The 26,655-nt window shown below is 35.9% G+C and carries 25 protein-coding genes; 13 read left to right on the forward strand and 12 right to left on the reverse strand.

Annotated features, from left to right (window positions below):
• The first annotated feature begins 9 nt into the window (after window positions 1-9).
• The 7 genes from DN064_RS03615 to DN064_RS03645 all read left to right on the forward strand — a co-directional run bounded on the left by DN064_RS03615 (window position 10) and on the right by DN064_RS03645 (window position 7,245).
• Window positions 10-945 carry a UDP-glucuronic acid decarboxylase family protein gene (locus DN064_RS03615; protein ID WP_115461232.1) on the forward strand — a complete coding sequence of 312 codons (936 nt, stop codon included), beginning with the start codon at window positions 10-12 and terminating at the stop codon, window positions 943-945.
• Window positions 945-1,517, forward strand: a complete 573-nt coding sequence (locus DN064_RS03620; RefSeq protein ID WP_115461233.1) for a WcaF family extracellular polysaccharide biosynthesis acetyltransferase — start codon at window positions 945-947, stop codon at window positions 1,515-1,517. The genes DN064_RS03615 and DN064_RS03620 overlap by 1 nt, the downstream gene beginning before the upstream one ends.
• Window positions 1,514-2,269, forward strand: a complete 756-nt coding sequence (locus DN064_RS03625) for a glycosyltransferase family 2 protein (protein ID WP_115461234.1) — start codon at window positions 1,514-1,516, stop codon at window positions 2,267-2,269. The genes DN064_RS03620 and DN064_RS03625 overlap by 4 nt, the downstream gene beginning before the upstream one ends.
• Before the next feature lie 147 nt (window positions 2,270-2,416).
• The gene (locus DN064_RS03630) at window positions 2,417-3,562 is read left to right on the forward strand and encodes a glycosyltransferase family 4 protein (RefSeq protein ID WP_115461235.1); all 1,146 of its coding nucleotides are present in this window, start codon (window positions 2,417-2,419) and stop codon (window positions 3,560-3,562) included.
• Between the two features lie 77 nt (window positions 3,563-3,639).
• Window positions 3,640-4,398 carry a polysaccharide biosynthesis/export family protein gene (locus DN064_RS03635; protein ID WP_115461236.1) on the forward strand — a complete coding sequence of 253 codons (759 nt, stop codon included), beginning with the start codon at window positions 3,640-3,642 and terminating at the stop codon, window positions 4,396-4,398.
• A gap of 12 nt (window positions 4,399-4,410) precedes the next feature.
• A complete protein-coding gene (locus DN064_RS03640) occupies window positions 4,411-6,729 on the forward strand; it encodes a GumC family protein (RefSeq protein WP_115461237.1) in 2,319 nt (772 codons plus the stop codon).
• 96 nt (window positions 6,730-6,825) lie between these two features.
• Window positions 6,826-7,245 carry a CBS domain-containing protein gene (locus DN064_RS03645; protein WP_115461238.1) on the forward strand — a complete coding sequence of 140 codons (420 nt, stop codon included), beginning with the start codon at window positions 6,826-6,828 and terminating at the stop codon, window positions 7,243-7,245.
• Between the two features lie 26 nt (window positions 7,246-7,271).
• On the opposite strand, the gene rpe is transcribed toward DN064_RS03645, so the two are convergent.
• The 4 genes from rpe to rpsO form a co-directional block, all read right to left on the reverse strand.
• Window positions 7,272-7,934 (reverse strand): ribulose-phosphate 3-epimerase, encoded by a 663-nt coding sequence (gene rpe, locus DN064_RS03650; protein ID WP_115461239.1) that lies wholly within the window; start codon window positions 7,932-7,934, stop codon window positions 7,272-7,274.
• 172 nt (window positions 7,935-8,106) lie between these two features.
• Entirely contained in the window at window positions 8,107-8,970 is an 864-nt protein-coding gene (locus DN064_RS03655) for a sigma-70 family RNA polymerase sigma factor (RefSeq protein WP_114300575.1), read from the reverse strand.
• 243 nt (window positions 8,971-9,213) lie between these two features.
• Window positions 9,214-11,463 (reverse strand): polyribonucleotide nucleotidyltransferase, encoded by a 2,250-nt coding sequence (locus DN064_RS03660; protein WP_115461240.1) that lies wholly within the window; start codon window positions 11,461-11,463, stop codon window positions 9,214-9,216.
• A gap of 197 nt (window positions 11,464-11,660) precedes the next feature.
• Window positions 11,661-11,930 (reverse strand): 30S ribosomal protein S15, encoded by a 270-nt coding sequence (gene rpsO, locus DN064_RS03665; protein ID WP_115461241.1) that lies wholly within the window; start codon window positions 11,928-11,930, stop codon window positions 11,661-11,663.
• Between the two features lie 186 nt (window positions 11,931-12,116).
• On the opposite strand from rpsO, the gene DN064_RS03670 reads away from it, so the two are divergent.
• Complete coding sequence (locus DN064_RS03670) at window positions 12,117-12,962, forward strand: hypothetical protein (RefSeq protein ID WP_115461242.1); 846 nt, start codon at window positions 12,117-12,119, stop codon at window positions 12,960-12,962.
• A 61-nt stretch (window positions 12,963-13,023) separates the two neighbouring features.
• On the opposite strand, the gene DN064_RS03675 is transcribed toward DN064_RS03670, so the two are convergent.
• The 4 genes from DN064_RS03675 to tamL form a co-directional block, all read right to left on the reverse strand.
• Window positions 13,024-13,560: a hypothetical protein gene (locus DN064_RS03675; protein WP_115461243.1), complete on the reverse strand. Its 537-nt coding sequence runs from the start codon at window positions 13,558-13,560 to the stop codon at window positions 13,024-13,026.
• Window positions 13,561-13,616: 56 nt separating this feature from the next.
• Window positions 13,617-14,477 carry an acetyl-CoA carboxylase, carboxyltransferase subunit beta gene (accD, locus tag DN064_RS03680; RefSeq protein WP_115461244.1) on the reverse strand — a complete coding sequence of 287 codons (861 nt, stop codon included), beginning with the start codon at window positions 14,475-14,477 and terminating at the stop codon, window positions 13,617-13,619.
• Between the two features lie 49 nt (window positions 14,478-14,526).
• Window positions 14,527-15,594, reverse strand: a complete 1,068-nt coding sequence (fbaA, locus tag DN064_RS03685; protein WP_115461245.1) for a class II fructose-bisphosphate aldolase — start codon at window positions 15,592-15,594, stop codon at window positions 14,527-14,529.
• Window positions 15,595-15,690: 96 nt separating this feature from the next.
• Window positions 15,691-18,267, reverse strand: coding sequence for a translocation and assembly module lipoprotein TamL (gene tamL, locus DN064_RS03690; protein WP_232827361.1), 2,577 nt, complete (start codon window positions 18,265-18,267; stop codon window positions 15,691-15,693).
• A 101-nt stretch (window positions 18,268-18,368) separates the two neighbouring features.
• On the opposite strand from tamL, the gene DN064_RS03695 reads away from it, so the two are divergent.
• Complete coding sequence (locus DN064_RS03695) at window positions 18,369-19,091, forward strand: TrmH family RNA methyltransferase (protein ID WP_115461246.1); 723 nt, start codon at window positions 18,369-18,371, stop codon at window positions 19,089-19,091.
• On the opposite strand, the gene porT is transcribed toward DN064_RS03695, so the two are convergent.
• Both porT and ubiE read right to left on the reverse strand, forming a co-directional pair.
• Window positions 19,084-19,794, reverse strand: a complete 711-nt coding sequence (gene porT, locus DN064_RS03700; protein WP_115461247.1) for a type IX secretion/gliding motility protein PorT/SprT — start codon at window positions 19,792-19,794, stop codon at window positions 19,084-19,086. The genes DN064_RS03695 and porT overlap by 8 nt on opposite strands.
• 1 nt (window position 19,795) lies before the next feature.
• Entirely contained in the window at window positions 19,796-20,527 is a 732-nt protein-coding gene (gene ubiE, locus DN064_RS03705) for a bifunctional demethylmenaquinone methyltransferase/2-methoxy-6-polyprenyl-1,4-benzoquinol methylase UbiE (protein ID WP_115461248.1), read from the reverse strand.
• A 132-nt stretch (window positions 20,528-20,659) separates the two neighbouring features.
• Here ubiE and trkA point away from each other — a divergent pair, with 132 nt between their 5' ends.
• The 4 genes from trkA to DN064_RS03725 all read left to right on the forward strand — a co-directional run bounded on the left by trkA (window position 20,660) and on the right by DN064_RS03725 (window position 24,244).
• Window positions 20,660-22,009 carry a Trk system potassium transporter TrkA gene (gene trkA, locus DN064_RS03710; protein ID WP_115461249.1) on the forward strand — a complete coding sequence of 450 codons (1,350 nt, stop codon included), beginning with the start codon at window positions 20,660-20,662 and terminating at the stop codon, window positions 22,007-22,009.
• A gap of 45 nt (window positions 22,010-22,054) precedes the next feature.
• Window positions 22,055-23,548, forward strand: a complete 1,494-nt coding sequence (locus DN064_RS03715) for a TrkH family potassium uptake protein (RefSeq protein WP_115461250.1) — start codon at window positions 22,055-22,057, stop codon at window positions 23,546-23,548.
• Window positions 23,549-23,655: 107 nt separating this feature from the next.
• Complete coding sequence (locus DN064_RS03720) at window positions 23,656-23,907, forward strand: hypothetical protein (protein ID WP_115461251.1); 252 nt, start codon at window positions 23,656-23,658, stop codon at window positions 23,905-23,907.
• Window positions 23,908-23,974: 67 nt separating this feature from the next.
• A complete protein-coding gene (locus DN064_RS03725; RefSeq protein WP_115461252.1) occupies window positions 23,975-24,244 on the forward strand; it encodes a hypothetical protein in 270 nt (89 codons plus the stop codon).
• On the opposite strand, the gene DN064_RS03730 is transcribed toward DN064_RS03725, so the two are convergent.
• A complete protein-coding gene (locus DN064_RS03730) occupies window positions 24,230-25,423 on the reverse strand; it encodes a pyridoxal phosphate-dependent aminotransferase (RefSeq protein ID WP_115461253.1) in 1,194 nt (397 codons plus the stop codon). The genes DN064_RS03725 and DN064_RS03730 overlap by 15 nt on opposite strands.
• A 21-nt stretch (window positions 25,424-25,444) precedes the next feature.
• Window positions 25,445-26,542 (reverse strand): fatty acid desaturase family protein, encoded by a 1,098-nt coding sequence (locus DN064_RS03735; protein WP_115461254.1) that lies wholly within the window; start codon window positions 26,540-26,542, stop codon window positions 25,445-25,447.
• Window positions 26,543-26,655 lie beyond the last annotated feature (113 nt).

The raw sequence follows: 26,655 nt of genomic DNA on the forward strand, positions 1-26,655 counted from the left end.
TTAAATAATATGAAACGAATTTTAGTCACTGGCGGAGCAGGTTTTGTAGGTTCACATTTATGTGAACGACTGCTTAACGAAGGTAATGAGGTAATATGTCTTGATAACTATTTTACTGGATCAAAAAGGAACATCGAACATCTAATGGATCACCATTTTTTCGAATTGGTTAGACACGATGTAACCAATCCTTACATGATTGAAGTGGATGAAATCTATAATCTGGCTTGTCCGGCTTCACCCGTCCATTACCAGTACAACCCAATTAAAACTATCAAAACCTCCGTAATGGGCGCCATAAATATGTTGGGGCTGGCAAAACGAGTGAAAGCAAAGATTCTCCAGGCATCCACCTCAGAAGTTTATGGAGATCCCAAAGTTCACCCCCAGCCAGAATCTTATTGGGGCCATGTGAATCCCATTGGAAGTAGATCTTGTTACGACGAAGGTAAAAGATGCGCTGAGACATTATTTATGGATTATAAGAATCAAAATGATGTTGATATAAAGATTGTTAGAATATTTAATACCTATGGACCTAGAATGAATCCTCAGGATGGACGTGTGGTTTCTAACTTCATTGTTCAGGCCTTAAGGGGTGAAGATATAACTGTTTTTGGTGATGGTACTCAAACACGAAGTTTTCAATATGTTGATGATCTAATTGAAGGTATGATAAGGATGATGAATTCTGAGCAAGGATTTTGGGGACCAGTTAATATTGGAAATCCAGGAGAGTTTACCATGGTTGAGTTAGCTAAAAAAATACTCCAATTAACTAACTCCAAGTCCAAGCTTGTATTTCAACCATTACCTCAGGACGACCCCATGCAAAGACGTCCAGATATTTCCCTTGCCAAGGAAAAATTAGGTGGTTGGACACCAAAGATTCAGTTAGAAGAAGGGTTATTAAAAACAATCGAGTACTTTGAAAAGGTAATTTAGTGGAGAGTCAATCAAATTTAGACGTAGATCTATCCAAATATGACAATTCTTGGTATGACCCGGGATCACGTTTTAAAAGGTTGACCTGGTATTTCTGTAATTTAATCTTCCTTAATAATGGATGGTTTCCGTTTAATACTATAAAGATTTTTATTCTACGTAAGTATGGTGCAAGGATAGGTAAGAATGTAGTGATCAAACCACATGTTAATATTAAGTATCCTTGGTTTCTTGTAGTTGGAGACAATAGTTGGCTAGGGGAGGGGGTATGGATTGATTGTTTAGCAATTGTGGATATTGGGGATAATGTATGTATTTCTCAAGGGGCACTAATATTGAGTGGCAATCATAATTATAAGAAACCAACCTTTGACCTAATTGTAAAACCAATTCAAATAAAAAGCGGTTCATGGATAGGTGCAAAATCTGTTGTAACCCAGGGTGTTATTGTAGGTCCGCATGCTGTGCTGACAGCAGGGTCTGTGGTTTCCCAGTCCATGGACTCTTATGGTATTTACAAAGGGGTACCAGCTGTAAAAGTCAATGAACGTAGAATTAATACTGAAAAGTGAAAGTTTCTCTTATTACAGCGACCTTCAACAGCGAATTTACAATTAAATCGTGTTTGGATTCAGTGGCTTCTCAGTCTTATGATGATATTGAGCACCTAATTATTGATGGGGGTTCAACGGATCAAACTGTGAGTATTGTTGAAGATCATGCCACTATTCATACGAATGTATCAGTAGTCTCTGAACCTGACAATGGGATTTATGACGCTTTAAATAAAGGAATTGATAGGGCTTCTGGTGACATTATAGGATTTGTTCATTCGGATGATGTTTTAAATTCCCCTGATACAATTAGTTTAATTATTGAAAACTTTCAAAAAAATAACCCCGATGGTGTTTACGGAGACTTAAAATATGTGGATCATAGGGACTTAGCAAAGACAAAACGGTATTGGAAATCTTCAAAATTCCATAAGAATCTATTAAACCGGGGATGGATGCCCCCACATCCTACTTTATTTTTAAGGAATCAGATCTATGCCTCTTACGGTTTATTTGATACCAAGTTTAAAATTGCAGCTGACTATGATTTTATCTTACGTATTTTTAATAAGCCAGGTCATACATATAATTATATCCCTGAAGTATTCGTATTAATGCGAGTTGGTGGGGAAAGTAATAAATCGATAAGAAATATTATTGAAAAAAGCAAAGAGGACTATTTAGCCTTGAAAGGAAACAACATGCGATTTCCGTTTTTGATACTCTTGAAGAAAAATATTCAAAAAGTTCCGCAATGGTTCATTAAATAATGTACTATTTATATTGTTATTAAAATGTTAATTTATTGATTGTGAGCAATTCTTAAAATTATCAGATAACTTGTTTTTGCCAATTAATTACGTTTAATTTGTGTTCTCAATCAGTCTTAATAAGACCGTAACTAAAGGCCTAACCACATGATTCAAAGCCTGTTAGAATATTTTAATCCGCTAGATTACAAGTATTTATGGTTATTAATTACTTTCTCACTCGCCTTTATAGTTTCGTTTAGCTCTTTTCCAGCTATTCTAAGGGTAGCAGAAGCTAAACACCTTATGGATGAGCCAGACGAGAGAAGTACTCATTCTTCAAATGTTCCTACTTTAGGTGGTATTGGAATCTATATGAGTATGGTGGTTGTCATAACTCTGATTGGGGCCTTGTTGGATACCAAGGTTTTACTACTAATCTTAGGAGGTATGACCTTTCTGTTTTTTTTAGGATTAAAAGATGACTTGTTAATTCTATCTCCTAGAAAGAAGTTTATTGGTCAGTTGATTGTTGCGTTGTTACTAATAATTTTTACTGATACTCGAATAGTTGGATTATCAGGAATCTTTGGCGTTGCGATTATGCCTTATTGGGTATCAGTTATATTTACGTTATTTGTTTATTTAGTAATTATTAATGGTTATAATTTAATAGATGGTGTAGATGGCCTTGCTGGTACTTTGGGTCTTTTTGCTAGTGCCTGTTTTGCGGTTATTTTTATGAGTTTAGGTGATATAAGTATTGCGACATTAGCAGTTGGCCTAGTTGGATCCCTTATTCCATTTTTAAGACTTAATTTTTCAAAAAGACGCAAATTGTTCATGGGAGATACTGGTTCCATGTTAGTAGGTTTTTTAATAGCTTTTTTTGTGGTTCGATTTATAGGGCAAGTTCAGCTACTTAATGTAGAATCATTTGAAGCTTATGCACCAGTCCTTGCGCTATCCATTGTGTTTTTTCCACTTTTGGACACCCTTAGAATATTTATAGTCCGAGCTTTTATCTACAAGAAAAGTCCTTTCATAGCTGATAAAAACCATTTGCACCATCGATTTTTGCAATTGGGTTTTTCACATGGAAAAACAACACTTTCAATTGTTGCTGTTAATTTTGCCATTGTATGTATGGTGATTTTGGGTAAGGACTTAGACATACACTCCCAATTAATTCTACTTCTTGTCTTTGGAAGCCTTTTTTACTACGCCTTCTTCATTTATTTTTGGGCGAAACGGTTTAAGTATAAAACTAGAAGATTACGTTACAGGTCTAAATTGATCAAACGCTTTAGTTAAGAAGGTCAAAAGCCTTTTCCTATTCTTTTGTAAGTTGTAGAATAGCAGCTATATTTGTTTCAATTCATATCTTCACTATGAGGTTACTTTTAATGGCCCTTATCATCCTGAGTCTGGCGTCCTGTGCTACTAAAAAAGATGTTCATTATTTTCAGGATAGTGCCACCTATGAGTCGGAACCTTTAGTTTATGAAGATGCAACTATTCAGCCTAATGACATCTTAAATATTAAAGTTAGTGCTTTACAGATGGAGGTTGCTGCTCCCTATAACTTTCAATTGCCTAATACAGGACAAAATAACAATCAAAATCAAGTTTTTGATGGCTATGTGGTGAATAAAGATTTTGAAATTAACTTTCCTATACTTGGTACAATCACGGTTGAAGGGCTCACAACGGAGCAATTAGAAAAAGAGTTAACATCAATGTTAATTGATGGTAATCATATAAAAGATCCTACTGTTAGAGTTCGTTTAATGAATGCTAAATTTACAGTTCTAGGTTCGGTAGGAAGCCCTGGGACAATTAATTTTACAGATCAAAATTTGACCATTATTCAAGCCTTAGGTCTTGCTGGGGATTTAACATTAAACGGTGTTAGAGAAGATGTTTTACTAATTCGTGAGGTTGATGGGATGAGGCGAGTCACCCATTTAGACTTAACTTCAATGGATATTACCTCTAGTCCTTATTATTTTATAAAACCAAACGACATTATCTACATTAAACAAAACGGGCCTGAGGTAAAACGAGCTGGTTATATTCCAAGTTTAACTGCCTTGTTAGGGTTTGCAACCTTTGCAATTGGTATTATCGCTCTACTTTCAGCTAATTAATAGCCAAGATTTATGAAAAATAAATCAACATCTCATCAGGTTAGTCAAATAAAAAAAGAAATCAAAAAATATTTGAGGTATTGGTATTTCTTCCTATTATCTCTTGTTATTGTTATTTCTTTAATATTTCTTAAGTTACGTTATACCAAGAAAGAGTTTCAGACAGTATCGAAAATAAAGATTCTCGATAAAAGTAAGGGGCTAGAGTTACCTTCAGCGGCTTTTATTTTTAACAGAAGAAATATCAACCTAGATAACGAAATTGAACTTATTAAATCATACGATGTATTGGAAAAGGTCGTTGACCGTACCAATCTTACATACCGATGGTTTGACCAAGGCAATGTGCTCACTACTGAAATTGCTAGTGTTCCTTTCAAGATTGATAAGCGGATAAAAAACAAAGATGTCAAATGGAATACATTTAAGTTCTCTATTCACGCCAAGGGGATTGACATATTGAATTTTGATGATGAGTTGTTATTGGAATTGCCCAATTACAGTTCCCGATCTATCTCTCACACGCTCCCATTTGATATTCATGTCTTTGATAAAGAAACTATAGTGCGCTTCATTGGGAAGACCTATGAATTAAAGATGGTACCTATGGAAGCGGCTACCAATCAGCTTAAGAATTCTTTGAATGTGGAGATAACTGGCCGATCAAGTGACGTTCTACAATTAACTCTTAAAGGTGAAAATGGACTTCGTATGGAGGAGGTTTTAAATACGCTACATGAAGTTGTAAAAGAGGATGGTAGAAACGATAGGAAAGCAGTTCTTGAAAACACGCTTGATTTTATTGATGAACGATTTAAAATTTTAGTTGAAGAATTAGATACCATTGAAATTAACAAGCAAGATTTTAAGATTGATAACAGATTTATTTCACCAGAGGCTGATTTGCAAAGAGGCGTTTCTTCAGCAATTCAATCGGAAGAAGAACTGTTTAAATTGAATAGTCAGTTAAGTTTATTGGAGTTTATAATTAAACAACTAGATAGTGAAACAGAAGAACTGACTTTATTGCCTAATAGTTTTAACTCAGAAGAACTAAATCTGAATACTCTTATAATGGAGTATAATACCATGATTTTTGAAAGGATAAGATTGGTAAAGAGTGGTGGTCCTAATAATCCTGAAATTGTTAGATTAAATCAAAGTTTAGCAGATTTAAGAGCAAATATTTTTGAAACAGTTAGATCTTCAATTGATCAATTGACATTGTTAAAAGAACAATTAGAGAGTCGGGATGATAAAATAAATCAGCAATTTGCTTCCCTTCCTGAAAAGGAACGGCTATTTAGAAATATTGAGCGACAGCAGAGTATAAAAGAAACCTTATATCTGTTCTTATTTCAAAAAAGAGAAGAAGCTTTGATCAATATTGCAAATATCGAATCATCTATTAAAGTGATTGAAGCACCACTTTCAAAGGAAATAAAATCAGGTCTGGGTGGAAAAAATGCTGTTTTTATCGCTATTCTAATCGGATTTGGAATCCCAGCAGGAATACTGTATTTGGTGTTTCTACTAGATACCAAATTATATGATAAAAGCGATATTATAGAAGCAAACCCTGAAATACCATTAGTTGGTGAAATACCAGACACTAGAAAGTCCAAGAATACGATTTTCAATAATCCAAATGATCGCTCAATATTGGCGGAGGCATTTAGAATATTATCTGCAAATGTTGATTTCCTTTTGCCTTTGCGTGAGAATAAAGAAGGGCAGGTTATTTTTTGCACGTCTACAATTAAGGGTGAAGGCAAAACCTATGTTAGTATGAACTTATCTTTGGCCTTGTCTAGTATAAATAAAAAAGTTCTCTTAATAGGTGCTGACTTAAGGAACCCTCAAGTACATTCATTGATAGACTCAGATAAGCATCAGGCAGGGCTTTCAAATTATTTGCATGATTTAGACTTTGATTGGAGAGATGGTTTGATTCAGGCTTTTGATAAGCATTCTAATCATAGTATTTTACTTTCAGGAAGTATACCTCCAAACCCAGCCCAGCTATTAACGAACGGTCGTTTTGAAAAACTAATTGAGGAAGCTAGAGTTGAGTACGATTATATCATTGTAGATACAGCACCAACAATACTAGTTACAGACACTATGCTAATCTCAAAATTAGCAGATGCCACCATTTATATTGCTAGAGCAAACTTCACAGATAAGAGTTTACTGGCTTTTTCAAAAGAGCTTTATGAGTCTGGTAAACTTAAGAATATGGCTTATGTGTTAAATGGTGTAGGTGCTAGTAAGGGCTATGGTTATTCTTATAACTATGGTTACGGCTATGGCTATGGTAGTCAGGCTTAATAAGATATTATTTTAATTCTAATTATGCGCTGATAAAAGTCATGGTTTTTCAGCTATATCTCCTTTAATTTTAGTATTGAATTAAAGACCGGAATTATGAGACGAGATGTACCAGTGTCTGAAATAATGACCAAAGATATTATTGCCCTAAGTAGAGGAGATGATCTAGAACGCGCGGAAATGTTGTTTAAACGTCATAAAATTAGACATATTCCGGTTGTTTCTGAGGAAGTTATTATTGGAATGTTGAGTTATTCGGATTTACTTAGAATTAGCTTTGCCGATGCTGTGGATGAAAGCGAAACAGAGGTTGATACATTGGTATACAACATGTTTAGTATTGAGCAGGTAATGGTCAAAAACGTAACTACTGTTACCGCTGATACTACCATTAAAGAGGTTGCCAAAATACTTGCAAAAGAAGAATTTCACGCTTTACCTGTAATAGAAAACGATTATTTGGTTGGGATAGTTACAACCACCGACCTCATAAATTATATGTTGCGTTTTATTTGATTGATTACTAAAGCAGATTAGTTAGATCAGGTATTGACAATGGACTTTAAGTTTGAAATTGTCGCTGCCTGATCTTCACTTTTAAAAACAAAACTTCCAGCAACTAAAACATCGGCACCTGCATCAACTAATTTTTTTGCATTTCTGTCATTTACACCGCCATCAATTTCAATTAAAGTAGCGGCATTTTTTTTATCAATCAGTTCCTTTAGGGCTTCAATCTTTTGGTAAGTATTTTCAATAAACGATTGTCCACCAAATCCGGGATTCACACTCATTAGACATACCAAATCCAAATCTGTAATAATATCTTCTAGCCCATTAATGTTGGTATGGGGATTTAAAGCTACCCCAGCCTTCATACCCTCATTTTTTATAGCCTGAACAGTTCGGTGCAAATGGGTGCATGCTTCGAAGTGTACGGTGAGATTGTTACTACCTAAATCTGCGAAAGTCTTAATATATCTGTCAGGATCTACAATCATTAAGTGAACATCAATAGTTTTGGAAGCATGCTCTGCAATGGCTTTTAGTACCGGCATTCCGAAAGAAATATTAGGTACAAAAACTCCATCCATGATGTCAATATGAAACCAGTCAGCTTCACTGGAATTCACCATTTCAACATCTCTTTGAAGGTTTCCGAAGTCTGCTGCCAATATTGATGGAGCAATAAGTTTTGATGCCATAAATCCTATTTAAAAGTTGCTTGCAAAATTAATTAAAATCGTCCAATCAAAATTAGAAGAATTAGTATAAAAGCGAACCCACGGTAATCAGCCGTGGGTTCTTTCATCAATCAAAAAACGAACAGTTATGTTTTGTAACTGTTGTTGCCTTATATAGGTCGTAAATAAGCTACTAACCTAAATATGTCTTTAGAATTTTACTTCTAGACGTATGCTTTAAACGTCTTATTGCTTTTTCTTTTATTTGTCTTACACGTTCTCGAGTAAGGTCAAAAGTCTCTCCGATTTCTTCTAAGGTCATTGGATGTTGATTTCCTAAACCAAAATAAAGACGAATAACATCTGCTTCTCGAGGAGTCAAAGTTTCAAGAGCACGCTCAATTTCTGTGCGCAAAGACTCATGCAACAATTCCTTATCTGGATTTGGAGATTCACCACTTCTCAATACATCGTAAAGATTTGAATCTTCTCCTTCAACCAATGGAGCATCCATAGATACATGACGACCAGAATTCTTCATTGATTCTTTAACGTCATTAATAGTCATATCCAATTCCTTGGCAATCTCTTCAGCACTTGGGGGACGTTCATGACTTTGCTCTAAAAATGCAAAGGTCTTATTGATCTTATTGATAGATCCAATTTTATTTAAAGGTAATCTAACAATACGTGATTGTTCTGCTAAAGCCTGAAGAATCGACTGTCTAATCCACCATACAGCATACGAGATGAACTTAAATCCTCGAGTTTCATCGAAACGTTGTGCTGCTTTAATCAATCCTAGGTTACCCTCGTTAATCAAATCCGGAAGGGTTAAACCTTGATTCTGATATTGCTTTGCTACGGAAACAACGAATCTTAAATTGGCTTTTGTTAATTTTTCAAGTGCAATTTGGTCACCCGCTTTAATTCTTTGAGCCAATTCCACCTCTTCATCAGCCGTGATAAGATCTACCTTACCAATTTCCTGCAAATATTTATCTAACGATGCAGTCTCCCTGTTGGTAACCTGCTTCGTAATTTTTAGTTGTCTCATGTACTATTTGATTTCTACAATGATTTGAGCAACTGTCTGCTGCCTGGTGGTTATACGGTAAATCTAAAGAAAATGTTACAAAATTTACACTCTTTCTTTACAATTTCTTCATATAAATGGATAAGATTCGGATTAAATCGTTGAAAAATAGAAATATATCCTGTATAAAATAAAAGAGCCTATTCAAAATTTGATATAGGCTCTTTTTTATTATCTCAATTAATCTTCTTTTTAATCTTCTTTTTAATCTTCTTTTTGATCTTCTCTTGGTTTTCTTTGGTCCCTTCTATTATCTCGGTTTCTATTATCTCTACCTCGATTATCGCGACCTCTATTACCATTTTTGTTATTATTTCTTGGGCGATCTTCCCAGCCTTCTGGTTTTGGTAAAATTGCTTTACGTGAAACCTTTTCTTTACGCGTTCTAGGATCTACTCCAAAATACTTAACATCAAAAACATCACCCATATTTACAACATCAGTAACGTTCTCGGTGCGTTCCCACGCCAGCTCGCTTACATGTAACAACACTTCATTTCCTGGTGCTTCCGTGTACTCTACAACTGCGCCAAAGTCAAGAATTTTAATAACCTTAACCTCGTAAACACTTCCTTTTTCTGGTTTGAACATTAAAGAATCAATACTAGCTAGAACCGCATCAATGCCGGCTTGGTCCGTTCCAAGAATTTCAACAATTCCTTCCTCAGTAACAGGATCTTCATTAATAACAATGGTTGTTCCTGTCTCCTTCTGAAGTTCTTGAATAACTTTTCCACCAGGTCCAATAAAGGCACCAATAAGATCATTTGGAAGAATCGCGGTTACCATTTTAGGTGCATGAGCTTTCACATCTTCATTTGGTTCAGCGATGGTATCAGTTAGTTTTCCTAATATATGAAGCCTTCCATCTTTTGCTTGCATTAAAGCATTTACAAGAATTTCATATGATAAGCCTTTAACTTTTATATCCATTTGGCATGCAGTAATACCATCTTTGGTTCCTGTAACTTTAAAGTCCATATCACCAAGATGATCTTCATCACCTAAAATATCAGATAGTACAGCATACTTATCTCCTTCTGAAATTAATCCCATAGCAATTCCTGAGACTGGTTTGCTAATTTGAATACCAGCATCCATTAACGCCATTGTACCGGCACAAACAGTCGCCATCGAAGACGATCCGTTTGATTCTAATACTTCAGATACAACTCTTACAGTGTATGGACAGTCATCTGGAACCATTCCTTTAAGCGCGCGTTGCGCAAGGTTTCCGTGACCAACTTCACGTCTAGAAGTTCCTCTTATAGGACGCGCTTCTCCAGTTGAAAATGGAGGGAAGTTGTAATGCAAATAGAAACGCTCTTCACCTTCATAAGATGGCATGTCAATAATATTGGCGTCTCTAGAAGTTCCTAGAGTCACTGTTGCCAAGGCTTGAGTTTCACCTCTTGTGAAAATTGACGAACCATGCGTAGATGGTAAGTAATCCACCTCACACCAAATCGGTCTGATATCAGTGGTTTGTCTACCGTCCAGACGTAAGCCTTCGTTAAGTGTTAAGTCTCGTACCGCTTTTTTCTGAGCCTTTGCTACATATTTATGAATCAGCTTACCAAGTTCTTCTTGCTCTTCTTCAGAAAAAGATTCAAATACAGCTTCTTTAATTTCGCTAAATGCTAGTCCGCGCTCTTGCTTACTCGACCCTTGCTTAGCAATGTCATAGGTTTTATCATAAACCAAATCATGTATCTTGGCCGCTAATTCTTCGTCCTCGACTTCAGGTTCGTATTCTCTAGTTGCTTTTTTACCTACAGCTTCAGCCAATCTTAACTGAGCAGCACATTGTACTTTAATAGCTTCATGAGCTGCCTTAATGGCTTCTGTCATTTCCTCTTCACTAATCTCATCCATTTCACCCTCAACCATCATCACCGAGTCAGCAGAAGCACCAATCATCATATCGATATCTGATTCTTCTAGTTGTGCTCTGGTTGGATTAATTATGAATTCACCGTTTACACGTCCAACGCGTACTTCTGATATGGCGCATTCAAATGGGAAATCTGAAAGCTGAATTGCGGCAGAGGCAGCTAATCCGGCCATGGCATCTGGCATCACGTTCTCATCATGAGACATTAGTTGAATCATTACCTGTGTTTCAGCATGGTAGTCTTTAGGGAATAAAGGTCTAAGAACACGGTCTACTAAACGCATGGTCAATACCTCGCCATCGCTTGGTCTGGCTTCACGCTTAAAAAATCCTCCAGGGTATCTTCCTGCTGCTGCAAATTTCTCTCTATAATCGACAGTTAGAGGTAAAAAGTCAACATCAGCTTGATGGTAGTTTGAGACAACTGTACATAATAACATACATTTGCCTGATTGAACAACCACACTACCATGTGCTTGTTTTGCTAGTTTTCCGGTTTCAATAGAAATTTCTCTACCGTCACCAAGGTCAATGACCTCTTTAAATGTTTGTGGAATCATTAATTTTTTTTTCTGTCTCAATTACTGTATGAGACTTGTTAAACAATGGTCGTTGTGTTGTTGTGTAGTGATGAGACCAATGAAAAACTTATGTTCTAAAACTATTTAGAACGCTGCTTAATTTTAAAGTTCAGCTGTTATACTCTTCTGAATGAGTTAATGTATAAAAAAACCACGCACAAGGGCGTGGTTTCGTATTATTTTCTTAAGCCTAACTCCTTAACAATGGCACGATATCTTAAGATATCTACTTTAGTTAAGTAATCTAGTAAGGCACGTCTCTTACCTACCAATTTCACAAGGGCACGCTCTGTATTATAATCTTTACGATTTTGTTTAAGGTGCCCAGTCAGGTGATTAATTCGGTGAGTAAATAACGCGATTTGACCTTCGGCAGAACCGGTATCGTTTTTTCCTTTCCCGTGTTTAGCGAAGATTTCTTCTTTTGTCTCTTTTGTTAAATACATTCCAATATTATTTCAATGATTATTATGTATACTGAAAGTCTTTCTTTCAGGCGGCAAATATAAGTATTTTAATTAGATGGACTTTAGATAATTACTAAAAAGATTAATAATGATTTTTTCTTCAGTATTAAACCATTTCTCTGATCAGCAGTCTTATAACCACATTAACTCAAAAAATATTAAATCATGAATCCTTATCAAAGAAAATTTCTATCCTTAGTTATTGTTGCGGGTCTAGTTCTAATGCCGACCTCCTGTTCAGATACGATTGATACTAATGAAGACAATGCATTAATTGATGATACCTCAGAGATTATCAACTCTACTGAAATTGACGAGTTGGACAGTGTGTTGGCCGATTTGGTAATTGACACTTATGAAACCTACGAAACCAATGATGCTGGTAGAATTTCTCAACCTCCTTCATTACCGGAGTGTGTAACTGTGCAATTAACGACACAACAAAACTATAGAGAATTAGTAATCGATTTTGGTAATGAGGGCTGTTTGGTGAGAGATCATTTATTAAGAGGTCAGATTGTTGTTACGTACACTAGAGATCCCGAAGCGCAGGAACTGCTTATTAACTACGTTTTAATCAATTTCTTCTTTAATGCAAAAGGTATTGAAGCTAATAGAACCATTCTAAGGGAACGCAGTAATGAGAATGGTAATCCAATGTTTACACATAATCTTGACGTTACAGTGACTTGGCCAAATGGCATGCAAGCCTCAAGAACCGGGACAAAAATAAGAGAGTGGATTGAAGGTGCTGGAAGTGGTTTGTTTAGTGATAATGTATACGAAGTTACTGGGAACTGGACGACAACATTCGTTAACGGCAATACGCATACATACGAGGTGATTGAACCTCTTAGAAGAGAAGTTGTTTGTATCTACTTTGTTTCAGGTTCCTTTGAAGTACAACGCACAAATTTTGGAGGTGTGTTTGACTTTGGTGATGGCGGTTGTGATAACAATGCGACATTCACCTTTAATAACGGTCAAGAAATTCCTATAACGCTCAATTAGAACGTTAGTTTAAGTTGGTTGGTTTGAAGCGAGTGAATCTTAGTTTACTCGCTTCTCTTTTTTAAACAAGGTCTACAGTAACAGTAGTCTCAAGAGTAATAATAATGTCAAATTGTACAGGCGTTCCGTTTACTGTTCCAGTAATACCAATACTAATTTCATTGTTATTTTCAAGTGCATTGCCAATAGCGGTTAAAAGGTCTGTGTTCTCAATTTCATAGACTGTGTTATTAGAATCAGAATTGGGTAAGTTAATGTCACTAACCCCTATAGACTCTCCATTAAAAGTAACTGAAGCCTCGGTAATGGTGCCATTTTCTATTCCACTGTAATTATTAATCTCGTAAGTAAGAGAATTAATAGTCACATCTTGAATGAGATTCAGGTAATCCTCTATTTCTGGGCTGTCAGAAAGACTTATTGTAGTTGTTTCAGAGATACTCTGTGGGATTCCCATAGAGTCATCGGGTAAATTAACTGTAACTGTTGTTGAGAAATCTTCAGTTAATCTGAGTTCTGTTAGTTCATCAATTTCGTCACACGAAAAGAACAATGTGACTAACAAAACAATTCCTAGATTTTTGAATAAATAATTCATGATTATAGATTTGGGTTCCTCTTACAATATTATGAAAATCATTTTAAATCAACACTTTAAGCTATTCTCAAGGGTTGGTTTAAAATTAAATCGAGATATAAATTTATTTGTGTTTTTAGATTCTTTCTATGTGTAATGAAGTCCAAAAATCCATGTTCCAAAAGAAATTCAGAGGTCTGAAATCCTTCTGGTAGCTCTTTTCCAGTAGTATCTCTTACAACCCTTGGGCCTGCAAATCCAATTAAGGCACCAGGTTCAGCGATATTTATATCACCAAGCATGGCAAAAGAAGCTGTTGTACCACCCGTTGTTGGATCTGTACATAAAGAAATATACGGGATTTTAGCTTCTGCTAATTGTGCTAATTTGGCAGAAGTTTTTGCTAATTGCATAAGCGATAAAGCAGCCTCCATCATTCTTGCTCCTCCCGATTTACTGATAATCATAAAAGGAATGTTGTTTTTTAAGGAATAATCTGCAGCTCTCGCAATCTTTTCACCAACAACACTTCCCATAGAACCACCAATAAAAGCAAAATCCATACAAGCAATTACCAAATCCTTACCCATAGATTTCCCAACGGCTGTACGTACTGCATCTTTAAGATGAGTTTTCTTATGGGCAGCCTTTAGACGGTCCGGATATTTTTTTGTGTCCACAAACTTTAATGGATCTTTTGAAGACAAATCAGCATTTAATTCTTCAAACTGGTTGTCATCAAACAATATTTCAAAGTATTCTTTACTACCAATTCTAACATGGTAACCATCCTCAGGACTTACATAATGGTTTTGCTCAAGTTCCTTGGTGTCAATTATTTTACCAGTTGGGGATTTATACCACAGTCCTTTGGGAGTGTCTTTTTTCTCTTCGGTAGTAGTTTGGATTCCTTTGTCTTTTCTTTTAAACCAGGCCATAGTTGTGTGCTTTAATTAATCTCTAATTTGATGCTAAGATTAAACAGAATTAAAGAGTATTGATGTTGTTGAGATCTTCGAATGCCTTTTTAAGACGTTCGACGAATGTCTGTTCACCTTTTCGCAGCCATACTCTTGGGTCGTAGAATTTCTTATTTGGTACATCGTCACCTTCAGGATTCCCTATTTGTCCTTGCAAATAGGCTGATTTCTCATCCATATAGTCACGAATTCCACTCATAAAGGCGTACTGTAAATCTGTATCGATATTCATTTTTATAACGCCATAGCTAATTCCCTCACGAATTTCTTCAACTGTAGATCCAGAACCTCCGTGGAATACAAAGTCTATATGGTTATGTTCAACATTATACCTTTCACTAATATAATCTTGAGAATTCTTTAAGATCTTCGGTGTTAGTTTAACATTGCCAGGTTTGTAAACCCCATGCACATTTCCAAAAGCGGCAGCTATAGTAAACTGATCACTAACTTTACTTAATTCTTCATAGGCATATGCTACCTCTTCAGGTTGTGTGTATAGTTTAGAATCATCAACATCACTGTTGTCTACACCATCTTCCTCACCACCAGTAATCCCTAATTCTATTTCTAAGGTCATACCCATTTTTTTCATGCGCTCAAGGTAAGTTTTGCAAATGGCAATATTTTCTTCAATAGGTTCCTCAGATAAGTCAATCATGTGACTACTAAAAAGTGGTTTGCCTGTTTTTTCAAAATGAGCTTCACTCGCATCTAAGAGGCCGTCTATCCAAGGAAGAAGTTTTTTCGCGCAGTGATCGGTATGTAAAATCACAGGAACTCCATATGCTTCAGACATGTGATGAACATGATGTGCCCCAGCTATGGCGCCAGCTATAGCAGACGCTTGTCCCTCATTATTCATTCCTTTGCCTGCATTAAACTGTGCACCACCATTAGAAAATTGAATGATAACAGGTGAATTTAAATCGCGTGCAGTCTCTAAAACACCATTGATAGTATTTGAACCAATGACATTTACAGCTGGCAATGCAAACCCTTTTTCTTTGGCAAGTTTGAAAATATTTTGAACCTCGTAACCCGTTGCAACGCCGGGCTTAATTGAATGACTCATTAGTTGACAATTTTTTTGTTAAATAAAAGTCAAAAATAACGATTTTCAGCGAATGGGGATATGACTATTGTTGTATTTCCATTATGAAGAAATCTCTTAAAAAGGATAGTTGATACCAATATTAAGTACGGCATTGGAAAAGTTAAAATCTGTAAACCAACGCTTGCTCATTTCTCTGGCGGGATTGTAGGTTTTAAAGCCGGTATCAAGTCTTGCGACGAAGAAATCAAAGTCATATCTAAGACCTAATCCAGATCCAACGGCTATGTCTTTTAGAGAGGCAATTCCAGTAAGAGTTGCACCTGGTTCTTCTGTATCATCAAGAACATTCCAAATGTTACCGACATCAACAAAAACGGCACCATCAAAACTTCCAAATAAATTAAAGCGTTGTTCCAAACTAAAATGCAATTTGAAATTAGCTTCATTAAATTCCTCACCATTATTAACACTTCCCGGACCAAGGCTATATGCCGCCCATGCCCTATTATCATTAGGCCCCCCAGCAAAGAAACTTTTTGCAAATGGAATACTGGTGGAATTTCCGTAGGGGATGGCTATACCAACAAAGCTTCTGGCAGCCAAGACATTTTTCCCGCCAAAGCCCCAATATTTTACAAAATCTAATTCGGTTTTTACATACTGCGAAAAGGCCACCCCAAAAACCTCATATCTTCCATCAGCATTTCTTGGGCCATTGAAAAGACTGGATAATCCTTGCAACAAATTACCAGCCAACTCTATGTTAGATCTGAAAATGTAAAAGGTATTATCTGTTAACCCCTCTCTGTTATCTTTACGATATCGGAAGGTGGTTGAGACGATAAGGTTATTTTCAGTCAGTCTTTGTTTACGACTTTCAATATTTAATACATCAATATATTCCGGATCCCCTGGTTCTAGTATTGTATCCTCGTTTATTACATCCTCAATAAACATGTTGGCACCATCTGGTATACTCAAATTTTCATCATCATCAATGTAACCAATATCTTTTGCGATTTGATTCAATCGATTGTAGGATGTTGTATAAACATTAAAATATTCATTTGGATTTAGGTTTCTTACATATTGAGCGTTTATTAGATCTAATGAATTAGTTACCGATTCGGATGGGAACCAATCATAAGTTAATATTCCTGACCATGACTGTTTGTCTAATCCAATATTGGTTTGCCCAGTACCAGTAAGATTGATGCGTGTTGTTGGCGACATGTATTTAGGTACAATACTATCAGTATTAAAAGGCAGTAAAAATCGTGGAACCGTCAGCCCAATGTTTCCACCAAATTCATTGACATTGAAGAAGGGATCATCTGGATTTCTATTCTCTGATGTTGAAGAACCGATACTTCCTAACAAGGAAAAATCCAATGACTCGGCGCCTTTAAAGACATTTCTTATTTTTAAACCAGTGTTAAAGGCTATTCCAATATTCTGGATATTACTTGTGGTGATTTCCGGTTCAAAAAACAAGGAGTATTTCTTTTTTGGCGCCAGGTAAATATTTGCGGTTAATGTGGTGTCCTCCTTGTTTTCAATGTACTCGATGCTCGGGTATCTGAACATTTGGAGTTGATTCAAGTATCGCAAAGTTCGGGTTCGATCTATATCTCTGTAGACTGAAGAATCAGTGATAAATACAGCATCGGTTAAAGCTTTTGGCTTAAATTTCATGCGGTCATAACTGTATAATTTATAGCCTTTAAATTGGGTCGAGTCTTTAATTATTCTGTTATCACGCTGGTTAATCTTTACATCGGTATAGATGTTGATATTTTTTATTTTATAAACTTTAAAAGGCTCTATTCTTGAGGAATCTTTATCCCTTACTAGTCTATTGGTAATAAATAATTCCGCATCGAAGGTATTGGTCTTACCAATAGTATCCAATTCAAAAAATACATTGTCTTGCCCAAAATAATATACACCTGAATTACGCATTAAGGTGGTAATACGCTCACGTTCCTCGGTATAGGTGTCTTCATTATATTGATCTCCTGGTACAAGAAGACTAGCCTCTCTGTGTTTTTTGAAAATAGTTTCAATCACAGGAGTTGCAATACTTAATTTTAATGAGTCTAGTGTGTAAGGATTGTTTTTTGTTATTATATAAGTTACCTGGGCTCGCTGCGTGGAGTCTTTTGTCACCAAATAATTAACCTCATTATCTAACCACCCTTTCTTAAAGTAATAAGCTCTAAAGTTCTGGAGGGTTTTTTCTATTTGGGCTTCATCTAGAATTACAGGAGCCTCGCCAACCTTTTTTAGCCATGAATTAAAGTTTCGTTTAGATTGGAGCATATTTTCAAGTTGTTTTCTTGAATAAATACTCGTTCTGCGCTTCATCTTCTTTTCATTATCATATACCTTGGCTTGAATGATAGAATCTATATTTGGTCTAGCTAGATTGTATACGTGCAGTTTAAACGGCATGTTGATTAGGCCAATTTTTCCATTCTCCTTTTGAATAATTAGATTTTTAACAGTCTTGTTCTTAACAACATTACTATCTACAATGACGGTATTTTTTGAGATCAAATACTCAGATTCAGGTACCCGTTTCACAGCATTACAAGAAAAGAGAACTATTCCTATGCCAACACTAAATAAGCTTAAGTGGAGGTCAAATATTTTTCGTTGAAGTAAATTTCGAAAACTAGTAAATCTCAATTTGGCAATTATTTGCTGATAATAACACTATTGGGCAAAAAATATTCCAAAATATACTAATTTGCTCGTGTTTATGCATAAACAAAAGTAACGACATTTTAATGTTATCAAAGAATCAGATCAAGTTAATTAAAGGTCTTAGTCTTAAAAAAAACCGGACCCAACTGAAGTTATTTACGGTTGAAGGAAGAAAAGGGATTATCGAATTTTTAAATTCAGATTTTAAATGTCGTTCAATCTACAGTACAGATCCTGAATTATTTAAACGTGAGCAGGTTTCAGTTATTTCAGAAAGTGACCTCAGACGTATTTCTCAGCTTAAGACCCCAAATAAGGCGCTTGCAATATTCGAGATTCCCAAAGAAACCATTGTGGATGAGTCTGGTCTTATTGTGGCATTGGATGATATAAAAGATCCTGGAAATTTGGGAACAATTATTAGACTCTGTGATTGGTTTGGGGTGACTGAGATTATTTGTAGCCACCAAACAGTTGATTGCTATAACTCTAAAGTTGTGCAGGCTTCAATGGGATCTTTATCCCGAATCAATATACACTACTTGAATCTGGAAGATTATTTAAGATCCTATTCCAATCCTATTTATGGAACCTATTTAAAGGGTGTATCCATTTATCAAACTCACTTTACTATGCAAGGGATTTTGTTAATGGGCAATGAATCGAACGGAATCTCTCAATCATTAGAAGCATTGGTTACTAATAAGATTACCATTCCCCAGTATGTTAAGGTGATTGAAACTGAAAGTTTAAATGTGGCTACTGCGACGGCCATCTGTTTGGCAGAGATCAAGAGATCTATCTAAAGGCCAGGTTAATAAAAATCCCTCTTGTTTTCATAGAATTAACATTGCCTGTCCAGGGGCTGTTAGGATCATTATCCCGAATTAATTCGTCATTGATGGCAAAGATTCCTCTAATGGATGGGGTGAATTTGAAATAAGGCAGATAAAAGTCAATTCCAAATCCTACTTCATAGAAGTAGGTATTACTAGTCATCCTAAATTGACCAGCACTGTTGTCATCAGGGTTATCTTCATTACTGGATAAATTGATAGCCATAGATAGGCCACCAATAATAAAGGGTTTAAAATTATTTATTCGTTTAGTTGATGCCTTTAACAATAATGGGAAATGGACGTACGTAGATTTGACCTCTCTTATTAAATCAGAGTCGTTAAAATCTTCACCTTCAAAATAACTTTCATCGTATTTTAATGTACGGGTAATAAAAAAAACACCTGGTTCCAAGCGCAAATTCAAATAGTCATTCAACCTTAAATCTCCAATTAGACCTAGCTGGAATCCTGCTGTATTATCCACCAGAATATCATTCAGATCTTCCTCATAGGTAAACTTAAAGTCATAGCTATTAAATCCTAAGTAATATCCCCACGAAAGGGTCTCTTTGTCAAGATTTTCTTTGTTTTTAAGCTTTTCTTTGCTGAATAGTTGCGCTGAGGAACTAAGAGAGAAACATATAAGAATAAGACAAATAAAATGCTTCATATTAGGCTTTTGAGGCGGTATAAATGGAGGCAACACCAAATGTTTGTGGTAAATCTTTAACGTTTATAAACCCAATATTACTTAAAATATTGTTTAATTCCTCACCATGAGGAAATACAGATGCAGATTCGCTCAAATAGGAATATGCCTTTTTATCCTTTGAAAAGAGTCTTCCAATATTAGGAAGTATGTATTTACTGTAAATTTGGTAACCTTGTTTAAAAAATGGCTTGGTAGGGACCGAGGTTTCAAGAATTACAAATAAGCCGTTAGGTTTTAATACCCTTAGTATTTCAGATAGTCCTTTATCTAAATTCATAAAATTCCTAATGCCAAACGCGACAGTGATCGCATCAAAAGTATCATCATCAAATGGTAGTTTTTCGGAATCGCCAATGACCATCGATATCTTTTGATCCAAGGATTTCTTGCTAACCTTATTTCTACCGATGTCCAACATTCCAGGACTTATATCTAAGCCAATAATTTCTTCCGCACCAGTCTCAACAAGATTAATTGCTAAATCCCCAGTTCCTGTTGCTACATCAAGAACTTTTTGTGGTTTCACTGAAGAGACAAGATCAACAACCTTTTGCCTCCATTTAATGTCTATGCCAAAGGAAATAACACGGTTTAGACCATCATATTCTTCTGAAATGGTATCAAACATTTCAGTTACCTGTTCTTTCTTGTTCTTCTGACTTTCTTTATATGGAGTAACTTTCTTAGCCATTCAAAATTTTTGGCAAATATACCATAATATGACTCGTGATGAAGTACTTAACCCTACATTATAATTAGTTTAATGCATAATTTTAACTTTAAATAAAATGTATATTTGTATGTTTTTTCAAGATAGTTTGAAATGAAAATAATCATTGCTGGAGCAGGAGAGGTAGGATTTCATTTAGCGAAGCTCCTATCTTATGAATCTCAGGAAATCACCCTTATAGATAACCGCAAAGAAAGCCTTACTTATGCTGGCGAGCATTTGGATATAAAAACTATAAAAGGCGACGCTACTTCTATTTCCTTATTAAAGGACGCTAGAATCGATTCCACGGAACTGTTTATTGCGGTGACCTCTTCAGAGACTACCAATATAACGGCTAGTGTTATGGCTAAGCAATTAGGAGCCAAACGCACAATTGCTAGAATTGCAAATACCGAATTTATTGATCATAAAGATGCCGTTGGATTTTCTGATTTGGGTATTGATGAGTTAATTTCTCCAGAGTCATTGGCCTCGGCGGAAATTGAACTTTTATTAAATCAATACGGGTTTAACGACACTTACGAGTTTGAAGGTGGGGCGCTAACGATGCTAGGTCTTAGACTGTCTAGAACTGCTAGTTTTGTTGGTAAAACCGTTAAGGAAGCGGCAGAACTGTATTCTGATTTACACTTTATACCTATCGCAATACAACGTTATGCGACACAATACACCATTATACCTAGAGGAGATACCCAATTTAAGGAAGGTGATAAGGTTGTATTTATGACTTCTAAAGGTGGTGACAAAGAATTGTTTGATCTTTCGGGTAAGGTAAAGGTTGGTATTAAGAATGTCATGATTTTAGGTGGAAGTAAGATAGGCTATAAAACCGCCAAAGATTTGTGCGCTAGTAAGTTTAATGTAAAACTTGTAGAAAGCAGAAAGACTGTTGCCGAAGAATTAGCCGACGAATTGCCCAATGCTCTTGTTATTTGTGGAGACGGACGAAATGTTGAAATTCTGGAAGAAGAAAATATTTCAGATATGGATGCCTTTATATCAGTAACCGGAAATTCTGAAACAAACATCATGTCCTGTTTATTGGCTAAAAATAAAGGAGTGAAGAAAACAATTGCCTTAGTTGAAAATATGGACTACTTCCAATTGTCCCAATCTATTGGAATTGATACCCTGATTAACAAAAAACTCCTGGCTGCCAATAGTATTTTTAGATACATTAGAAAAGGTGAGGTGGTTGCCATGACTAAGCTAACCAACATGAATGCCGAACTATTGGAGTTTGTTGTCAAACCTAAATCAAAGATCACCAATAAACGTATCAAGGATTTAGATTTCCCAAAGTCAGCTATTTTTGGTGGTGTTATCAGGAATGAAGAAGGCCTGATCCCGTTGGGTGATTTTAGAATTGAAGCTGGCGATAGGGTAGTGGTCTGTTGTTTACCACGATCAATTTCTGAAGTTGAAGCATTCTTTGCTTAATTTTTACAATGGAATCCCTTACATTCGAATCATGATTGCCAATTCATGAGACTCAATTACAAAATTATATTTCACTTTTTAGGCCTGCTGTTATTGTTTAATGGAGGTTTCATGCTTTTAGCAGGTCTTGTGAGTCTTATTTATAGAGATGGCGTTACACTTGAGATCTTTTTGGCTGGTATCGTTACTTTATTGACAGGAATTTTTATGATGGTTAGTACAAGAAACCATCGTAAAGAAATGAACAAGAAGGAAGGATATATTGTGGTTGCCTTTGGGTGGATAATCATGTCGCTATCCGGTACACTTCCTTATGTAATTACTGGGGCTATTCCCTCATTTACCAATGCTTTTTTTGAAACCATGTCTGGTTATACTACTACTGGAGCAAGTATCTTAAATGATATTGAGGTCATTCCAAAGGGAGTGCTCTTTTGGAGAAGTTTAACCCATTGGATCGGTGGTATGGGGATTATTGTTTTAGCTATTGCTATTTTACCGCTTCTTGGAATTGGGGGTATGCAGCTATTTGCGGCAGAGGCTCCAGGGCCTGGAGGCGATAAATTGCATCCTCGAATAACAGACACAGCTAAAAGGTTATGGCTTATATATTTTGGATATACTGCCGCCGAAACTATTCTTTTAAAAGTAGCAGGAATGTCTTTTTTTGATGCCATTAACCATGCTATGAGTACTCTGTCAACTGGTGGATTCTCAACTAAGAATGCAAGTGTTGCACATTGGAATGATACTCCAGTTATTCAATATATAGTGATGCTATTTATGTTTCTTGCTGGAACCAATTTTGTACTGAGTTATTTTGCATTTAAGGGGAAGGTCCAAAAGATTTTTAAAGATGAGGAGTTTAAATTATATTTTAAGTTTATTACCATCTTTACCATAGTAGCGGCGTTACTAATTTATTTTCGAGCAGATATCACTCAATCAACAGTAGACCATCCCATGGTGTTAGGTCAATTGGAGAGTGCAGTGCGCCATGGTTTATTTCAAGTTCTTGCAATTGTTACTACCACTGGGTTTGTTTCGGCAGATTATACAGCATGGACCCCATTTCTTACAGTTTTCTTTTTTGGACTTATGTTTCTCGGTGGATCAGCGGGAAGTACAGCGGGTGGTGTTAAGGTGGTTAGACATTTAGTGCTTATAAAAAATGGTTTTTTAGAGTTTAACCGATCGCTGCATCCTAATGCAATTTTACCCGTTAGATATAACGGTAAATCCGTTTCTAAAGACATTGTATTTAATATACTGGCATTTTTCATTCTCTACATGCTACTATTTATTATAGGTGGGTTGGTATTTTCAATGTTTCAGATTGATTTTGAATCGGCTATTGGATTGTCGGCTTCTAGTCTTGGTAATGTTGGTCCAGCACTCGGTGACTTTGGTCCAGTCAACAATTATGCCGCACTACCACAACTAGGAAAATGGTGGGCCGCATTTATGATGTTACTCGGGCGTCTTGAATTGTTTACCGTATTAATACTTCTTACCCCCTTCTTCTGGAGAAAGCGCTGATCATCCCTATTTATTGGTTTTTAGACGTTTATAGAATTACCACTGTAACATTTTAAAGTGTTGAACGTCTTATCTGTGTAATCAATTAAAAACAAAAAACATTTAAAATGGAAACAACATTAACTTTTGAAGACACCGTTCCCCTCTCGGATTCGAGTTCTCCTTTTGAATTCAATTCTGAGAGATTATTAAAGTCAGCCTACAAAAAGAATGTAGATGAGACTTATGCAGATGCGAATTTAAAATCAGTTTTTGGAATGCGCCAGCATTTAAAGTTTTCCAGATTTATTCGCATTAATCATGCAGCTGTAATACTTAAGTTAGCTGTTTTTGCAATTTTCTTTTCTCTTATTTTATAATAGAAAACAAGTTAAGATTTCAAAAGGGGTGCTTAACAGCGCCCCTTTTTTATTAAATAATTACACCATGAGTGCTTCACATACTATGAATGTAGTTCTTAGGAACAATGCATTACTTCTTAAAAAAAGAAGTAAGCGTAAGTGGACACTTGTATCTAATTCTAAAAGAAGCGCCAAAGGTTACAATCTTCCAAAAGCAAGCTCTAAAACGCTCAGAGATATAAGGAAGAAGATGAAAACAGAAAATCAGATTAGATCTGCTAAAGTCTTTGCTCTAACAGCAATAATCTTTCTGGTTCTAATGTGCTTTGTGCTTACACAGCTAAAGGCCATATGACAATAACGTCTTGATTCTTTGTGCAGCCTCCCTTATCTGTTCTTCGGAAGCAGCATAAGAAATACGTATGCAGTTTGGGTTACCAAAGGCTTCTCCAGTTACAGTTGCTACAAGAGCCTCTTCAAGTAAAAGCATGGCGAAGTCTGAAGCGTTTTTTATTTGTTTGCCTGCAATTGTTTTTCCAAAATAATAGCTAATATCTGGAAAGACATAGAAAGCCCCTTCAGGATTGTTAGCTTTAAATCCTGGAATGTCTTTTAATAAACCAAGAATCAACTCTCTTCGATTCTTAAATTCATCGATCATGTATTGTACTCTTGAGGGAGGTTCATTTAAAGCGGTGATTACGGCGCGTTGAGCAATACAGTTGGCGCCACTAGTCACCTGCCCCTGCATTTTATTACAAGCTCTTGCAATCCAGTCCGGCGCACCAATATATCCAATTCTCCATCCAGTCATGGCAAATGCTTTAGAAACACCATTAACTGTAATAGTACGATCGTACATGCTTTGGATTTGAGCCATCCCAAAGTGACCCCCAACATAGTTAATATGCTCGTAGATTTCATCAGAAACCACATAAATGTTTGGATACTTTTCAAGGACCTCGGCTATTCCACGAAGTTCTTTTTCACTGTAAATAGAACCACTTGGATTACAAGGAGAACTATACCAAAGCATCTTGGTTTTAGGTGTAATGGCATTCTCCAATTGTTGTGGGGTCATCTTAAAATCAGTGCTAATATCTGTGGTAACCTCCACAGGGACCCCTCCGTTTAATTTAACTATATCACTATAACTAACCCAATAAGGACAGGGTAGAATGACCTCATCACCCTCGTTTAACATTACAGCTGCAATGTTAGCTAAAGACTGTTTAGCTCCAGTTGACACTAGTATTTGAGAAGGATCATAGTTCAAATTATTATCACGTTTAAACTTGGTGATTATTGCCTGTTTTAAATCAGCATAACCGTCGACAGGAGTGTAACTGTTGTAGTTTTCATTAATAGCAGTTATAGCTGCATCTTTTACAAAGTCAGGAGTGTTAAAATCAGGTTCACCTAAACTTAGGCCTATGACGTCTTTACCTTGATTTTTTAATTCTCTGGCTTTAGCAGCCATGGCCAATGTAGCTGAAGTTGATAGATTATTAATTCTATCAGAAAGATGATTCATTGAATTGATATTAGTATGTGTTTAAGCAACGGCGGGTTTAATCCCCATTTCTCTTAAAAACTTGAAATGGGCGATGACTGCTTTGCGTGTACTTTTATATTCCTTATAAGGCAGGTTAAATTCCTTCGCAGTCTCCTTCACTATCTTTGCAATTTTGCCATAATGGATATGACTGATGTGAGGAAAAATATGGTGCTCTACCTGATGGTTTAAGCCACCAGTATACCAATTTACTAACCAGTTCTTAGCGCCAAAATTTACTGTGGTTTTAAGCTGATGAATAGCCCAGGTATTTTTCATCGTACCATCTTTTTCAGGTACGGGCATCTCGGCTTCGTCCATCACGTGCGCCAACTGAAAGACGACGCTTAAAATTAAGCCAGCTACGTAATGCATTATGAAAAATCCGAGTAATACCTTATACCAGGGGATATCAGTTAATAAAACCGGCAGCACGATCCACATGGATAAGTATATCATTTTTGTAATTACTAGTTTACTCCAATTAGCTACAGGACTAGGCAATTTCCCATAAGAAAGTTTGCGTTTCATATATCTGCGCATTTGAAGAAAATCAGTGGTTATGGCCCAATTAATGGTTAGTAAACCATATAGTAAGATCGAATATAAATGTTGAAATCTGTGGTGTTTTCTCCACTCAGAGTGTTCAGAGAAACGCAAAATCCGACCGGCTTCTAAATCCTCATCATGACCATGAATATTGGTATAAGTATGATGCAAAACATTATGCTGCACTTGCCAATTATATACATTTCCTGCTAATATATATATAGAACTTCCCATAATTCGGTTCACCCATTCTTTATTTGAGAAGGAGCCGTGATTACCATCATGCATTACATTCATACCAACACCGGCCATACCGATTCCCATAACAATGGTTAACAATAACTGACCCCATGTTGGGATATTGAGTGTTAATAATAAAAAATATGGGGTGAGAAATATAGCAAACATAATTACTGTTTTTACCCATAGTTGCCAATTCCCTGTGCGCTTTATATTATTTTCTTTGAAGTAATTATTTACGCGTTTATTGAGGGTTCTAAAAAACTTAGCAGAATCTACTCTTGAAAATGAAAGGGTCTGAGACGCCATAAGAATTTAGGGTTTAAATTTTGAAAATTCAAAGATAACCATTATTGAAATGGTCTTGACTTGCTTTAACAGAATTTATTAAGAATTAAAAAACAGTATTTTTATCGCCAGAA

It is taken from the genome of Winogradskyella aurantiaca (assembly GCF_003362725.1).
Lineage (GTDB): Bacteria > Bacteroidota > Bacteroidia > Flavobacteriales > Flavobacteriaceae > Winogradskyella_A > Winogradskyella_A aurantiaca.

Coding starts and splice junctions, on each gene's coding strand:
- DN064_RS03615 (WP_115461232.1), top strand. CDS start 10: ATGAAACGAATTTTAGTCACTGGCGGAGCAGGTTTTGTAGGTTCACAT.
- DN064_RS03630 (WP_115461235.1), top strand. CDS start 2,417: ATGATTCAAAGCCTGTTAGAATATTTTAATCCGCTAGATTACAAGTAT.
- DN064_RS03635 (WP_115461236.1), top strand. CDS start 3,640: ATGAGGTTACTTTTAATGGCCCTTATCATCCTGAGTCTGGCGTCCTGT.
- DN064_RS03640 (WP_115461237.1), top strand. CDS start 4,411: ATGAAAAATAAATCAACATCTCATCAGGTTAGTCAAATAAAAAAAGAA.
- DN064_RS03645 (WP_115461238.1), top strand. CDS start 6,826: ATGAGACGAGATGTACCAGTGTCTGAAATAATGACCAAAGATATTATT.
- rpe (WP_115461239.1), bottom strand. CDS start 7,934: ATGGCATCAAAACTTATTGCTCCATCAATATTGGCAGCAGACTTCGGA.
- DN064_RS03655 (WP_114300575.1), bottom strand. CDS start 8,970: ATGAGACAACTAAAAATTACGAAGCAGGTTACCAACAGGGAGACTGCA.
- DN064_RS03660 (WP_115461240.1), bottom strand. CDS start 11,463: ATGATTCCACAAACATTTAAAGAGGTCATTGACCTTGGTGACGGTAGA.
- rpsO (WP_115461241.1), bottom strand. CDS start 11,930: ATGTATTTAACAAAAGAGACAAAAGAAGAAATCTTCGCTAAACACGGG.
- DN064_RS03670 (WP_115461242.1), top strand. CDS start 12,117: ATGAATCCTTATCAAAGAAAATTTCTATCCTTAGTTATTGTTGCGGGT.
- DN064_RS03675 (WP_115461243.1), bottom strand. CDS start 13,560: ATGAATTATTTATTCAAAAATCTAGGAATTGTTTTGTTAGTCACATTG.
- accD (WP_115461244.1), bottom strand. CDS start 14,477: ATGGCCTGGTTTAAAAGAAAAGACAAAGGAATCCAAACTACTACCGAA.
- fbaA (WP_115461245.1), bottom strand. CDS start 15,594: ATGAGTCATTCAATTAAGCCCGGCGTTGCAACGGGTTACGAGGTTCAA.
- DN064_RS03695 (WP_115461246.1), top strand. CDS start 18,369: ATGTTATCAAAGAATCAGATCAAGTTAATTAAAGGTCTTAGTCTTAAA.
- porT (WP_115461247.1), bottom strand. CDS start 19,794: ATGAAGCATTTTATTTGTCTTATTCTTATATGTTTCTCTCTTAGTTCC.
- ubiE (WP_115461248.1), bottom strand. CDS start 20,527: ATGGCTAAGAAAGTTACTCCATATAAAGAAAGTCAGAAGAACAAGAAA.
- trkA (WP_115461249.1), top strand. CDS start 20,660: ATGAAAATAATCATTGCTGGAGCAGGAGAGGTAGGATTTCATTTAGCG.
- DN064_RS03715 (WP_115461250.1), top strand. CDS start 22,055: ATGAGACTCAATTACAAAATTATATTTCACTTTTTAGGCCTGCTGTTA.
- DN064_RS03720 (WP_115461251.1), top strand. CDS start 23,656: ATGGAAACAACATTAACTTTTGAAGACACCGTTCCCCTCTCGGATTCG.
- DN064_RS03725 (WP_115461252.1), top strand. CDS start 23,975: ATGAGTGCTTCACATACTATGAATGTAGTTCTTAGGAACAATGCATTA.
- DN064_RS03730 (WP_115461253.1), bottom strand. CDS start 25,423: ATGAATCATCTTTCTGATAGAATTAATAATCTATCAACTTCAGCTACA.
- DN064_RS03735 (WP_115461254.1), bottom strand. CDS start 26,542: ATGGCGTCTCAGACCCTTTCATTTTCAAGAGTAGATTCTGCTAAGTTT.